This window comes from Leptolyngbya iicbica LK (assembly GCF_004212215.1).
Classification (GTDB): Bacteria; Cyanobacteriota; Cyanobacteriia; order Phormidesmidales; family Phormidesmidaceae; genus Halomicronema; species Halomicronema iicbica.
Genome location: NZ_QVFV01000002.1, coordinates 260,618 through 274,801 on the forward strand (window position 1 = coordinate 260,618; position 14,184 = coordinate 274,801).

The 14,184-nt window shown below is 57.3% G+C and carries 9 protein-coding genes; 2 read left to right on the forward strand and 7 right to left on the reverse strand.

The features are described 5' to 3' along the window. Positions 1–36 precede the first annotated feature (36 nt). From DYY88_RS08255 to selD, 5 genes are all read right to left on the reverse strand, one after another. The gene (locus DYY88_RS08255; protein ID WP_084607143.1) at positions 37–2,412 is read right to left on the reverse strand and encodes an EAL domain-containing protein; all 2,376 of its coding nucleotides are present in this window, start codon (positions 2,410–2,412) and stop codon (positions 37–39) included. A gap of 46 nt (positions 2,413–2,458) precedes the next feature. Further along, complete coding sequence (locus DYY88_RS08260) at positions 2,459–2,896, reverse strand: response regulator (protein ID WP_039728530.1); 438 nt, start codon at positions 2,894–2,896, stop codon at positions 2,459–2,461. Positions 2,897–3,286: 390 nt separating this feature from the next. Then, entirely contained in the window at positions 3,287–4,429 is a 1,143-nt protein-coding gene (gene recF / locus DYY88_RS08265) for a DNA replication/repair protein RecF (RefSeq protein ID WP_044151359.1), read from the reverse strand. 507 nt (positions 4,430–4,936) lie between these two features. Further along, positions 4,937–5,974: a tRNA 2-selenouridine(34) synthase MnmH gene (gene mnmH / locus DYY88_RS08270; RefSeq protein ID WP_039728529.1), complete on the reverse strand. Its 1,038-nt coding sequence runs from the start codon at positions 5,972–5,974 to the stop codon at positions 4,937–4,939. Next, positions 5,968–8,280 carry a selenide, water dikinase SelD gene (selD, locus tag DYY88_RS08275; RefSeq protein WP_039728528.1) on the reverse strand — a complete coding sequence of 771 codons (2,313 nt, stop codon included), beginning with the start codon at positions 8,278–8,280 and terminating at the stop codon, positions 5,968–5,970. The genes mnmH and selD overlap by 7 nt, the downstream gene beginning before the upstream one ends. Positions 8,281–8,479: 199 nt before the next feature. Here selD and cobJ point away from each other — a divergent pair, with 199 nt between their 5' ends. Together cobJ and DYY88_RS08285 are read left to right on the forward strand one after the other, a co-directional pair. After that, positions 8,480–10,384 carry a precorrin-3B C(17)-methyltransferase gene (gene cobJ, locus DYY88_RS08280; RefSeq protein ID WP_052288577.1) on the forward strand — a complete coding sequence of 635 codons (1,905 nt, stop codon included), beginning with the start codon at positions 8,480–8,482 and terminating at the stop codon, positions 10,382–10,384. Between the two features lie 224 nt (positions 10,385–10,608). Then, the gene (locus DYY88_RS08285; RefSeq protein ID WP_044151358.1) at positions 10,609–11,598 is read left to right on the forward strand and encodes a glycosyltransferase family 2 protein; all 990 of its coding nucleotides are present in this window, start codon (positions 10,609–10,611) and stop codon (positions 11,596–11,598) included. A 173-nt stretch (positions 11,599–11,771) separates the two neighbouring features. Here DYY88_RS08285 and DYY88_RS08290 read toward each other — a convergent pair whose 3' ends face one another. Both DYY88_RS08290 and DYY88_RS08295 read right to left on the reverse strand, forming a co-directional pair. After that, positions 11,772–13,220: a sensor histidine kinase gene (locus DYY88_RS08290; protein ID WP_367889277.1), complete on the reverse strand. Its 1,449-nt coding sequence runs from the start codon at positions 13,218–13,220 to the stop codon at positions 11,772–11,774. Between the two features lie 4 nt (positions 13,221–13,224). Continuing rightward, positions 13,225–14,148 (reverse strand): S66 peptidase family protein, encoded by a 924-nt coding sequence (locus DYY88_RS08295; RefSeq protein ID WP_039728527.1) that lies wholly within the window; start codon positions 14,146–14,148, stop codon positions 13,225–13,227. Between the last annotated feature and the right edge of the window lie 36 nt (positions 14,149–14,184).

A 14,184-nucleotide genomic window follows, 5' to 3' on the forward strand; every position in this document is an offset into this window, starting at 1 on the left:
GCGAGCCAGCGCAATCTGCGAAGGAGTGCGATCGCGTTAACTCGTGGCAAAATGCTGCTCTAGGATTTGCTCGGCTTGGACCTCAGTGAGGGGCTCAGAAAACCAGTAGCCCTGCCCCAAAGCACAGCCTTGTTCTAATAAAAACTGTACCTGCGCAGCCGTTTCGATGCCCTCGGCGACGATGTCAAGTTCCATATTTTTCCCCAGTGCCATAATGGTTTTGACGATGGCCTGACTGTCAGAACTCTGCTCCAGAGTTGAGATGAATGACTTATCAATCTTGAGGACATCTTTGGGAAAGCGGAGCAAATAACTCAGAGACGAATAGCCCGTCCCAAAATCATCCATCGCCACTTGAATATTTTTCGCCTTGAGCTGCTTTAACGTCTCTAAGGCGGCTGTTTCGTTTTGCATCAGTGCGCTTTCAGTGATTTCGATGCGCAACTGCCGAAAGTTGATGCCGGTATGGCTAACAATGCGGTCAATTTGGCCGGGTAAATCAGGCTGCACAAACTGCATGGGAGAAAGATTGACGCTGATGTTACCGCCCTGTTGCAACTGCGGCCAGCGCTGTATCCATTGCTGCCATTGACGGCAGGCCTGCCAAATCACCCATTCGCCCATCGGTAAGATCAGTCCAGTTTGTTCGGCAATGGGGATAAAACTGTCAGGCGATCGCATCCCTAACTCGGGGTCATGCCAGCGAATCAGAGCTTCAAAGCCGCACAGTCGGTGCTTTTGCTGGGGCGACAGCCGATAAATGGGTTGATAAAACAGGACAAACTCATCTTTATTTAAAGCGCGGCGGAGGTCGTTTTCTAGTTGTAGTCGCTGCTTGACCTCTGTATGCATCGTCCAGTTAAAAATCTGATAGCTGTTGCGCCCCTTATTCTTCGCTTGATACATGGCGGTGTCGGCATCGCGGAGCAACTGCGAGGCATCATCATAGTTGGGGGCATCGATGACGATGCCGATGCAAGAGCTGATGAAAATTTCTTGTGATTCCAGGGTGATGGGCTGTTGCAAGATCGCTTGAATGCTTTCCACCACTACCAGCACATCATCAATGCTGTTGATATCTTCGAGCAAAATGGCAAACTCATCGCCGCTGGTGCGCGCCAGGGTATCACCTACCCGCAGGCATTGATCCAGGCGAGTTGCGACTACTTGCAACAAAAAATCCCCAGCATCGTGGCCCAGACTGTCATTAACAATGCGAAAGTCATCCAAATCTAAAAACAACACCGCAAAATCTCCCAACTCATGGGGCGCGGTTTCGGTCTGGTCGCGATGGGCGATTTGGCGGGCATGGTTGAGCCGATCTAAAAACAAGGCCCGATTAGGAAGACCCGTTAAACCGTCGTGAAAGGCGTCATGACGCAGTTGGTCTTCGATTCGTCGTCGTTGTTCTAATTCGTTTTGGGCTTGGGCATAGAGTTTGATTTGATAAATGGCGATCGCACATTGTTCTGCAACTGCTTGCACCAGCGATCGCTCCGCCCAACTCCACTGGCGGGGTGAGTCAATCTGATGTAACGTCAACGCCCCCAAATACTCTTGTTGGTAGTTGAGTGGCGTTAACAGGGCCGATTGCAGGCCATATTCTTGCAAAAAATCGGCTTCTATTAGTGACAGCGCCGTATCTTCGACCGTGAGCATAAGCTGCTGCCCGGCCTTTAACTGGGGCGCAAAATGACGACATAGCTGACAAGCCAATCCTTGGAAACTGGGCAATTCCGGCGAAGACAGACTGACATACTCAACAATGACCTGTTCTCCGTCGAGGGTTGGCTGGGCCACGATGCAGCGATCGACTCCTAAGGCCGCTTGCAATTGATCAACGGTTGTTTGCAGCACCTCTTCAGAAATTAGCGTTTCGCGAATGGCCTGAAAAATCTGATTAAGGATGGACTCTCGCCAAGCTTGTTGCTCAATCTGTCTTAACGCCCGACGCTGCTGCTGTTTAAGTTGAGCCTCAGCTAACGCTCTGCCTAATACGGTTGGTAGACGGTAAAGCCGATCTTTCAAGACATAATCGGTCATGCCCGTTTTGATGCATTCAACTGCCGCCTCTTCGCCTAAGCTGCCGGTCACTAAAATAAAAGGCAAAAACGGTTTTTGTGCCTGTACTGCCTGAAACACATCCGGAGCATGCAGCCCTGGCAGTCGGTAATCAGCTAGCACTGCATCGAATTCCTCATTTTGCAGCAGTGATTCGCATTTCTGTAGAGAATCGGCAACTTGTATGGCGCAGTCAATGCCAGCAGTATTCAGTGCTAACTCAATGAGTTCTACATCTTCTTGGACGTCTTCGACAATCATTAACCGCAGGGAAGATGGCGTAGCAATCGGTTGATTGCTGTCAGAAAGATCAGTAGTCGCTCCTTGAATGGAGAGAAAACGATTGGCCATGAATGCGGAGATCCCCTAAGTTGCCCTTATGATTCCCGTTACGGCGTCAAAACGCTAAGGGGGAATTAATCGTCATCCAATAGCTTCCAACCGATTTCACGAATTCCTGAAATCGATAAAAATCTAATGGTTTGACGACGTAGCTATTTACGCCTAGTTCGTAACAGTCCCTGATATCGCTATCTTCTGACGATGAAGTCATAATAACAACCGGCAAAGTTCGTGTCCGACGATTTTGACGAATTGCCTGTAAAACTTCAATCCCCGTTAATTTTGGCAGCTTTAAGTCCATCAACACAAATTGTGGCAGTGAGGGTGCGGGTTGTCGATTTTGGTTGCCCACTAAGTATTCGAGGGCTTGAGCCCCGTCGGTCAAAACATCTAAAGTTTGAATAAAGTTGAGGTCTTGAATCGCTAGTTGGACGAGTTCTATATCGTTGGGATCGTCGTCTATCAACAGCATTTTATATGGATCGATTGTCATCGCAAACCTACAGGAACGATTTCAGGGAACTACTTTCGAATCTAGTCTAATCAAGAAAACTTGCGAAGAGACTAGGTTACAGTCGTCGAACTGACCGCTTTCTCATTTTCAGCGAAAGTTTAGTCAGAGTGATGTCGGTTTATACAGCTATGACTCAGGGTTTTCCGAATTTTAGAGTCAAAAGGTTTTCTCTGAAATACCTTCTCAACTCTGTCATGCGGTTATTTGGCAGATACCAGGCTTGGACGTCGCGGTTCTATTGGCTATTTTGGTGTTTTTATTGATACATTGTCGATGCTCTGATTGACCGGCCTGTTTGGGGGGCACGGCGATAAGCTATCGACCCCTGATTTTAAGTCCTTTGGTGAGCATGTAAGTCTTGGACTTTACCTAAAGGGGGGTGGTGTTGTGGCGGTTATGTTTGGGGTCAGTCATGATCTGGCCTGCCTGGACGGTACAGATTTGCGATCGCTGGAGCCAATCGGCGTCAAACGCGCCCAGATGGGTGGTGGTAATGAGGGTTTGAAAGCGATCGCCGATCGCCTCTAACAGCTGATTTTGCCGCTTTAAGTCGAGTTCGGCGAGCACATCATCCAGCAGCAGCAGAGGTGGTTCGCCGACGACGGTTTCGATCAGCTCCAGTTCCGCCAGTTTGAGGGCGAGGACGAGGGTGCGCTGTTGTCCTTGGGAGCCGTACTGCCGGGCGGGGGTGTCGTTGATGGTGAAGTCGATGTCGTCGCGATGGGGGCCGACGAGGCTGGTGTGCTGGTGCTGCTCGGCGATCGCTCGCTGCTGGATTTTCTCTAAAAACGCAGCTTGAATCACTTGGGGGTCATCTTCAGTAAGAGGGACGTTGGGGGCATATTGCAGCACTAGATTTTCGGTTTTGCCGCTGATGGCGCTGTGCCAGTATTGGGCGATGGGCACCAGGCGGGCCAGCCCGCGCGATCGCCGCCGAATCACGCGGGTGCCGAGGGCGGCCAGTTGGGCATCCCACAGGGCCAGTTGCGCCGCATCGGGGGTGCGATCGTCTTGCTTCAGCAGGGCGTTGCGCTGCTTGAGGGCTTGCTGATACTGCCCCAAAATGTAGGCGTAGACGGGTTCTAGTTGGGTGAGCAGAGTGTCGAGCCAGACGCGGCGTACGCCCGGCCCGCCGCGCACCAAGTCCAGATCGAGGCTGGAGAATTGCACGGCGTTGAGGGCACCGAGAAAGTCCAGTTGGCGGCGCAGCTTTTCGCCACTGCGGGCGACGGTGCGGCGGCCTTTTTCCCGCAGGGTGATGGCGAGGTCGGCGTAACTCACGTCGCGGCGGACTTCGGCGCTGATGTGGGCGGTGGCGAAGCCATCTTGAATCAGGTCGCGATCGCGGCTCGTGCGATGGGATTTCAGCGTGGCGAGCAGTTCCACTGATTCCAGCAGGTTCGATTTGCCCTGGGCATTTTCGCCCAGCAAGATAGTTTTCGGGGCCGTGAACTCGACCCGTTGGGTTTCGTAATTGCGAAAATGCCTCAGCTCTAACGTTTTGAGGAACATGGCCGCTGCCCGCTACCGTGAATATCGATTCTGCAAACTAAACCTCATCCAGGTTCAGAAGTGGAGTTTTGACGCTTGTCCGACCTCACCGCCTGCGGCACCTCTCCTTCTGTATCTGTTTAGCGGGGCTTGAGATCCCCCGCTGTCGCTGCCCCCTTGCCAAGGGGGCTCAGAATATCCCGGCTCGAAGTCCCCCTTGTTAAGGGGGATTTAGGGGGATCAGTAGCAGCCTGACGCTAAACAGATACCTCCTTCTCAAGGAGAGGCTTAATGACAGTCTGGTTCCTCTCCTTTTCAAAGGGAGGTTAGGTGAGGTTTTGATGACCAAACATGACTCCAGTTTTCAACTTAGACGCGGTTTAGCACTACAGATCGAGGCTCCCCCGCTGTCGCTGCCCCCTTGCTGAAGGGGGCTTGGCCAATGCTGGAAACGTTGTCCAGTTTCGGAGAATTGGGGGACACCCACGCCTTAGGGTAAGCGACGCCGGGGATTGGGGAAAGCGCTGGTTAGCGAGCCCCGTTAGTTGACAGCAAAAAGGGCGCTTTCTCGATCAGCAGTTGGGCGGCGGCGGTCGGGTCGTGGCCAGCAATATCCAGTTGGGGAATGACTTGATTGCGGCGTTCTAAATCGTAGCGGTAGGTGCGATCGTAGTAGTCGAGCACGATTTTGCAGACTTCCCGCAGTTCGCCGCGATGGAGACAGTCCACCGCTGCTTGGGTGCGCTGTCCGCCGAGGCGTTTGCGAATGCGCTGGGTGGCGTCGATGAGACCCTGGCGATCGGTTTGGCCGTAAATTTCTACCAGGATGTCGAGTCGTTCTTCGAGGGGGCGGACGACTTCGAGGGTGGGGGCGGCTTCCATCTGGTCAAAGAGTTCGGGGGGCACGCGGCAGGTGCCGACTCGCTTGCTTTCGGCTTCAATCCACACGGGGCGGGCGGGATCGAGGTGGGCGAGGCGATCTCCGATTAGATTCTCAAATTGTTCGGTGCTGGGTTGGGGCGGCATGTCCAGACTGCCGTAGCTGCTACCGCGATGGTTGGCGAGTCCTTCGAGATCGAGCACTTGTTCGCCCAGTTGTGCCAGGGCATGCAAAATCTGGGTTTTGCCGGTGCCCGTCATGCCGCCGAGCACAATGATTTGCCGGGGCGTGCTGAATACCTGCCGCGCCCAGCGGCGAAAGGCTTTGTAGCCGCCCTCCAGGGTTGCCACTTGCAACCCAGCGGTTTCCAGGCACCAGGCGACGCTGCCGCTGCGCATGCCCCCGCGCCAGCAGTGGATGCGCAGACGGTGATCTGGAGCGATCGCTTTGCCCTGGCGCACGATTGCCCCCAGCTTTGGCCCCACCAGGTCAAACCCCAGTTCTACCGCCGCATCGCGCCCCTGCTGTTTGTAGCACGTCCCCACTTGCGCCCGTTCGTCATTGGTGAACAGGGGCAAGCTGATGGCTCCGGGGATGTGTCCCTGCTCATATTCACCGGGACTGCGCACGTCTAGAATCGGGCCAGCCGCCGTCAAAAAATCTTGAATGTCTAAACGCTTTACCATGCCTCAATTGTAATGGGCGGTTGGGCCGCGCGAAACGGCTGCACAGTGCCGATGCGGGTGGCGGCGGGGTAGCCGCGATCGCGCAGCTGGGCCACACAATCCGTCGCGCGATCGCTCGGCACTGTCGCCAACAAGCCCCCCGCCGTCTGCGGATCAAACAGGATGGGATAGTCGGGGCGCTGGGCGTAGGCTGCCGCATTGGCTAGCGCCCTCGCCGCCTGGAGATTTTGCGGCTGCAGGGAACTGACGAGGCCCTGTTGTAGCGTGTTCATTGCGCCCTCCAGCAGCGGCAGGTTGGTCAACTCCAACGACACGGCGACCTGTGCCGCTTCCACCATTTCCAGCAGGTGCCCCAGCAGGCCGAATCCCGTGACATCGGTGCAGGCGGTGACGCCATGTTGTCGGAAAACTTGCATCGCTGTCGCACTGGGCTGAATCATGTGGGCGATCGCGTTCTCGATCCACCGACCCTTAGCTTTTTTCTGCATGTCAGCCGCGAACAGGGTACCCGTGCCCAACGGCTGGGTCAAAATCAGTGCCTCTCCTGGCTGCATTCCCCCCTTCGGGAGCAGGGCCGATTCTTCCACCAGACCATTGCAGGCCAGACCGAGGGCCAGTTGCTCGCCTTCGGTGGTGTGGCCGCCGACGAGGGGCGTCTGCGTTGCCATGAGGGCTTTTTGGACGCCCGAGAGCAGATGAAACAGGGTTTCGGTTTGCTTGTCCGTTGTGGCGTGGGGCAGGGTGGCGATCGCCAGCACCGTCTGCGGTTCGGCCCCCATGGCGTACAAATCATTCAGGCAGTGCTTCACCACGATTTGCCCAAACACAAATGGGTCATCCACCAAGGCGTTAAAAAAATCGACGGTATGCACCATGAGCTTGCCGGGCGGCACCCGCACCACCGCCGCATCATCCGGCGATGCCAACCCCACCAGCACATGGTCTGTTTGACTCCCGACCGTAAGGTTGTTACCTCCCTTTTTTAAGGATGTGGGGGAAATCGCCAGCCGTGCCAAGGCCCGCCGCAACACGTCACTGCCCACCTTCGAGCCACACCCGGCGCAATACATCGACGGCGCAGGCGCAGCGGCGATCTCTGGCTGTCCTCGACTGGGCGACTCCGCCCCCATGTCAGGAAAGGCGCTGAACAGACTCATGAACTTGCGATCGATGCGATTCTTCCATGCCCGCATGAGCTTGGATTCAAACGTGAAGGGACCACGGGAAGCGATCGCGCTGCCATCCCCGGTATCAATAATGTTGAGGTACTGCTTTTGCGGGGCGAACGGTTGCAGCGGTTCTCGTTTCAGATATGCCTGCAAGTTATGAAACAGCGGCGGCCCTTGCCTTACGGCGAACACGCCTGCCTTGGGCCGGGGATGGTTTTGCATGGTCGCCACATCCCCCGCCGCGAAGACGTGGGGATGAGAACAGCTTTGCAGGGTGTCTTTCACCAGCAGAAAGCCGTCGTCATCGGTGGCGAGTCCGGAACCCTGAATCCAGCCGGGGGAGGAGGCATTCGTAACCCAGAAAACGCGATCGCACTCCACCACCAAGCCCGACTCGCACCGCACCCGCCGCTGGTCATCACCGACGGGCTCGATGGCACACACCGACTCCTGCAAATGCAGTTGCACGCCTCGTTCCACAAAGCGGCGATGCAGTAGCTTGCGAGTGCTGCGGTTGCGGCCATTGGCGATTTCCTCACCGCGATGAAACAGGTGGATGGTGAGGTCGTCGCGCGATCGCCCCAGCTCGTCCAGCAAGTGCCACAGACGCATCTGCATGTTCAACGTCAGCTCGACGCCCCCCACGCCGCCGCCGACTACGGCGAACGAAATCGGTCCTGGAGCCGAGTGCTGCACCTCCTCTAGAAAACCAGCCCAGGCTTTGAGCAAATCGGGCACGGGTTTCGCCGGAATCGCGTATTCCTGGGCACCGGGCACGGCCACCGTCGCTGGGGTGCTGCCCGTGTCGATAGAGAGCACGTCAAACGCTACGGGAGGATGGTGAGCGCAGATGACCTGCTGATTCGCGACATCGATCGCCACGGCTCGATCCATCAGCAGTTGGCAGTTCGCAAATCGGCTTAGGGGGCGCAGGTCAATATGCGACTCATCGAAGTCGTACAGGCCGGAAATGTGGCAGGGCAACATGCCGGAATAGGGCGTATCGACCAGATTCGTAATCAGCGTCAGGCGCACCCCCGGCAGGGGATTCATGCCAAACTTGCGCAGCACGATCGCGTGGGTATGCCCGCCCCCCACAAACACCAAATCTTTGACAATCGGCGTTGCCACCTGCATGTTTCACACCCGGCTTGAGAACCCCTTCAGCATATCGACTCTATTTGAGAGATTCCTGAATGTTCCAGCCTCTTGTCATCCAGTCAGTCGTTCCGCCAGCCCTCGTTTACCTGATTTGACCGCGCCGCCCCAGCTGATGGGCGCACAAGGGAACTTGGCTTGCTATGCTCGTTGCCAGTGACATCAGGAATGTGATTTTTTGTTTGCTGCTATTACCACCACGGCCACGGGGGCGCGATCTCTCATTCTGGTTTGTCAGGCCTTACCAGCGACGCTTTGGTTGCCCGAGACAGTGGCCTCCACGGTCGATCTCCCCGCCGACCTGGCGGTTAAAACCTACTCGGGTTCCCTAAAGGCGGTGGTTGCCCAGTTGTGGCCCGCCCAAACCGGATTCATTTTTGCGCTGGCTAGTGGCGCGGTGGTGCGTCTGATTGCGCCGCTGCTCACTGATAAAGCGACCGATCCGGCGGTGGTGGTGGTGGATGACGCGGGGCAATTTGCCATTAGTCTCTGCGGTGGGCACCAGGGGGGCGGCGATCGCCTCACCCAACGCATCAGCCAGCTGTTGGCCGCGACTCCCGTGATTACCAGCGCCGCCCAGCAGCAACAACTACCCGGAATTGATGTGCTCGGTGAGCCCTTTGGCTGGCAGCGCGGGACTGGCAATTGGACAGGGGTGGCGAGTGCGATCGCCCGGGGTGAGGCCATTCAAGTCATCCAAGAGGCGGGCACGACTCTGTGGCAACAACATTTGCCCGCTCACCATCCGTTTCAGTTTGGCTGGCCCGAAGTCCCCACCCCGGCGAGCAAGACCGCAGTCTCGCCCCAAGCCAGGGTTTGGATTAGTCCGATTCAGCGACGGTTTGATGTCGAAGCGACCATGCCGAAAGTGCAGTGGCATCCGCGCGTGCTTTGGGTGGGGCTGGGGTGCGAGCGGGGTACCTCCCAAGCATTAATGGAGCGGGCGATCGCGGACACATTGCGATTGCGCCATTTGGCCCTAGCCGCTGTGGCGGGCATTGCTACCCTCGATCTCAAGGCTGATGAAACGGGGCTGCTAGCCCTGTGTCAGGCTCATCATTGGCCGCTGAAATGCTTTACTGCCAACGAATTGAGATCGGTGCCCGTCCCCCATCCTTCTCCCGTCGTGGAGCAGGCAGTAGGGACTCCCAGCGTGGCTGAAGCCGCAGCGATTCGGGCGGCGATGGCGATCGCTCCCCCGTCCACCTCAGCAGGCGATTGCCCTGTGAAGACTGCCGAAAACTGCCTTTGCATCACCAAAAAGGTGATCCGCGAAGTGGGGGAACCGGGCGCAGTGACTGTGGCCGTCGCGGAAGCCAATGGAGAATATACCGGACGCCCAGGACAGTTGAGTTTAGTGGGCACCGGCCCTGGCAGCCTCGATCAAATTACCCCTGCCGCCAAAGACGCCTTGTCTCAAGCGGATGCCATTATCGGCTACAGCCTGTATGTCGATCTGATTCGCCCCTTATTGCGACCGGGGCAAATCGTCGAAGGATGGCCCATCACTCAAGAACAGCAGCGGGCGGAGCGGGCGATCGCTCTGGCCCAGTGGGGCCTCACGGTGGCAGTGATCTCCTCGGGCGACTGCGGCATTTACGCGATGGCGGGCCTGGTGCTGGAAACGTTGCAGGCTCAGGGATGGGATGGCCAAACGCCCACCGTGACCAGCTATCCGGGCATTTCGGCGTTGCAGGCGGCAGCGGCCCGAGTGGGGGCACCGTTGATGCACGATTTTTGCGCCATTAGCCTCAGCGATCTGCTGACGCCCTGGCCGGTGATCGAAAAACGATTGGCAGCGGCAGCGGCGGCGGACTTTGTCATCGCGCTATACAACCCCAAATCGCAAAAGCGCACCGAGCAGATTGCGATCGCTCAGCAGCTCATTCTCCAGCATCGCTCGGCGGAGACTCCCGCAGCACTCGTGCGATCGGCCTATCGTCCCGATGAAAGCATCATCGTCACCACCCTGGGAGACCTGTTAGACCACCCCATCGACATGCTGACCACCGTCATCATCGGCAATCGCAGTACACAGCTTTATGCCAATCAGTTGATCACCCCCCGAGGCTATCGGCTTTAGCAGAACTTGACCAGGTTGCGACATTCTCCTCATTGGCAGCGCTCCAGAGCGACGCAGTCAGGCATTCTCGTGAATGAGGCGTAAGCTTTATCGCTCATCGAGTTTTAAGCTCTGGCTGGAGGGCCGCCTGCTCAAAATTTGGGCATCCTGTGGGAAATGATTGCTCTTTCTCGGTCGATGCTGACCGATTTGCCTGATTGCAAGCGAGCCCCCACAACATTGCTATGACTATTGCGGTTTCCGTCATTATTCCGATCTATAACGGCATGCAAGATCTGCCGGATTTAGCCGCCTGTTTACTGGCGCAGACCTTCCCCGCTGCCCAGGTGGAATTTTTGCTGGTGGATAACCATAGTCAAGACGGTACCTGGTCACAGCTACAGGACTTGAGCGATCGCGCCCGCCAGCAAGGCGTCACCGTTCGGCCTCTGTCTGAGACGGCAATTCAAAGTTCCTACGCCGCGAGAAACCGAGGGATTCGCGCCGCCCAGGGCGACATTTTGGTCTTTACCGATGCGGACTGTCGCCCCGAGCCAACATGGCTCACGCGGATGGTCGCTCCCTTCGACGCCGCATCCGTGGGGTTGGTGGTCGGCGAAATTAAAGCCTTGCCCGGGGATTCCTGGCTAGAGCAGTTCGCGGAGCAGCGGGAAATTTTGTCCCAAAAGTTCACCATTGCTCACTCGTTCTATCCCTACGGTCAGACTGCGAACCTCGCCGTCCGCAAAGTAGCGCTGCAAAAGTCTGGCCTGTTTCGTCCCTATCTCACCACCGGGGGCGACGCAGATTTGTGCTGGCGCATTCAAATGACAGGCGATTGGAAAGTGCATTTTGCCCAAGACGCCATCATTCGCCATCGTCACCGCTCAACCCTCAAGGATTTGGGCAGTCAGTGGCGACGCTACGGTCGATCGAATCGGTATCTGCATGAACTCTTTGATGTGCCGCTGCAACCGGAGTCGCCGCGCTTTCATGTGGCGAATCGGCTGACTCGCTGGTTACTAAAAGGATTGCCGGTGGCGGCGTGGCGATCGCTGCGGGGGCAGGCTCCAGCCATTGAAATGGTGGGGCCACCGCTAGATTTATTTTGCGGGCGATCGCGCGAACTGGGGCAGCGCACGGCGAAGTTGCCTGAGGCGGCTCGCGACATTGAGTGGCTAGAGGACGCGGCAGTTCAGCCTGATCCCGCTGCTCAGTCGGACACCCGCAACTAAGATCCCCAAAAAGTGGCTAAACAATGGACCTCCTCTAGCCGTCAAAGTGGGCCGATCAGGGGACGGGTCCCTGTTGGCTCAGCCGATATGGTTAGGAGGTGGCCAAGGGACCCGTCCCCTTTTGATTGCGGCAACAGTTCCGTTTTGGCTGACTGGGTCGATGCCAGCAGGGCTTAGGGATGACCTGAGCGACTGGCTGCCGTGAGGGGAGGACGAGATTTAGACGGTTCCGTGTAGAGTGGGAGGCGAATTTTGACCTCGGTGCCCTGCTGCGGGCGGCTCTGGAGTTGGATGTCGCCGCCGTGATTTTCCACAATGACTTTGGCGATCGCGAGCCCGAGTCCCGAGCCACTGGTGGCCGAGCGCTGCCGAGCCGGATCGACCCGATAAAAGCGATCAAAAATGTGGGGCAGTGCCGCTTCTGGAATGCCCACACCGTTGTCTTTGATGGTGATGGCGATCGCGGCTTGATTTTGCCACTTCTCTTCTTCCAGCGAAATCTCGATGCGGCCATCCTCGGGGGTATATTGCAGGCTATTGCTGATGATGTTGGTAAACAGCCGCAGCAGTTGGTCCGCATCTCCCTGGACTTGCCAATTGGGCAGGGATGTCGGTGGGCAAGGGGCCGACGGGACTCCTGCAAGGGAAACCAGGGCCGTTTCACAGGCTTGGCAGTCAAGTTGAATCTGCTTGTGATCGGCGATCATGCTCTGCTCTTCAATCACGTCGGTCAGGAGCAACGAAATATCCACCGGCTCGGCCTCAAAGGGCACCAGGCCCCCTTCCTGTCGGGCCAGAAACAACAGATCATCCACCAGGCGGCCTAGCCGTCGGGTCAGGCGTTCGATGACTTGCAGTTGCTGCTGTTGGGCAATGGCATCGGGTTCGGGGTCGGCGAGGGCCACCTGAGCATTGGTCTGAATCACCGCGATCGGATTCCGCAGTTCGTGGGAAGCGTCCGCCGTGAACTGTTTCAACTGTTGGTAAGACTCGCGCACGGGGGCGATCGCGATGCCCGACAACAGCCAGCCAATAAAGGCAACCGCCGAAATCATCAGACTCAGGCCCAGGGTGAGATCTTGCAAGAGCTGACGGCTGGGCTTCGTCACCTCAAACCAGGGGTGGCTGACCCGCAGATAGCCCAAAATTTGGTTGCCCGCCACAATGCGATCGGTGACCTGACGCACCACATGTTCTGCGTCAATGGGGACGGTTTTGCCTTCGGGGTTCACTTTGACCGGGAGGTTGAGCGGCTCCGACAAAGTGGACCACAGCAAGTCTCCGGTGGGACTAAACCACTCCAAATCAATGTGGTCGTCTTCGGTCGTAGTGGTGTTGTCTCGAAAGCTGGCTTCCACATTTACCTTGAGAGCCGGGGCAACTTTGCCCACTGCCGTGAGCACCTGCTCGTCGGAGGCGGCACCGGGCTCAATCACCAGCGATCGCTGCACAATTTCCACCACATGGTTAAGGGTGTCATCCACCCGCTCTACCAGCGTCGTGCGCACATACCAATAGACGCCGCTGGCAAACAGCAGCAGCACGATCGCCGTCACGGTGGTGTACCACAGGGCCAAGCGGCGGCGAGTGGTTTGGAACATGGCAGTAGGGGGAGCAACCATAGCTTTATTGTGCCGATAAATCGCTGGCTGAGGCTGAGCTGTGAATGGTCAGGGTGCCGCGATCGCCATCTAAGGTTGCCGATATCCCCACGGGCAGCGCCGCGTTGACGCCATCATGACCAAAGGGCAACTCTGCCACCACGGGAATGCCTAAATCGCTGAGGCGATCGCGCAACACCTCCTCAACCGTGAAGCTGGGCACATTTTCCGGCGGCTCACAGCGGCTAAAGCGACCAATGGCGACGCCCCCCAGGCAGGACAATTTGCCCAACATGCGCCAATGGGTCAACATGCGATCGAGGCGATAGGGCGCTTCGGTCACGTCTTCCAGCGCGAGGATGGCTCCCGTGAGATCGGGTTCATGGGCGGTGCCCAACAGGTGGGTGGCCACGGTTAAATTCGCCGGGAGAAGAGGCCCCGTTGCTTGCCCTGTCACCCAGGTTTGGCCCATGAGGGGCGGCAGCGATCGCCCCGCCACCCAGTCAAATAACCGCTGTTGTGACCAATCTGGTTCCTCGCTGAGGGTCGTCATCAAGGGGCCATGCACGCCCGAGATGCCTTGCTGGCCGAGGCTCCACAGCAAACTGGTAATGTCCGAAAAGCCAATCAGCCATTTGGGTTCGGCCAACGGCCACTGCCACGATTCCAATAAACGGGTGCCGCCAAACCCACCCCGCGCACACAGCACCCCCCGACAATCAGGATCTTGCCAAGCCGTCAGCAATTGCTGACGACGGTGCTCATCCGTGCCTGCCAGGTAGCCCCAGCGCGCGTCAAAACCGGGCATCAGCTTGATGTGATAGCCCTGATTTTCCCAAAGGGTGAGACTGGCTTGCAGGGCTGCCGACTCGCGGAGGGCACCACTGGGAGCCACCACGGTCAGCGCGTCACCGGGTTGCAACGGAGGTGGGCAGGTACAGGCCAGCATGAATCACCACAACTAATGGAAGTCTCACCGGGGGGG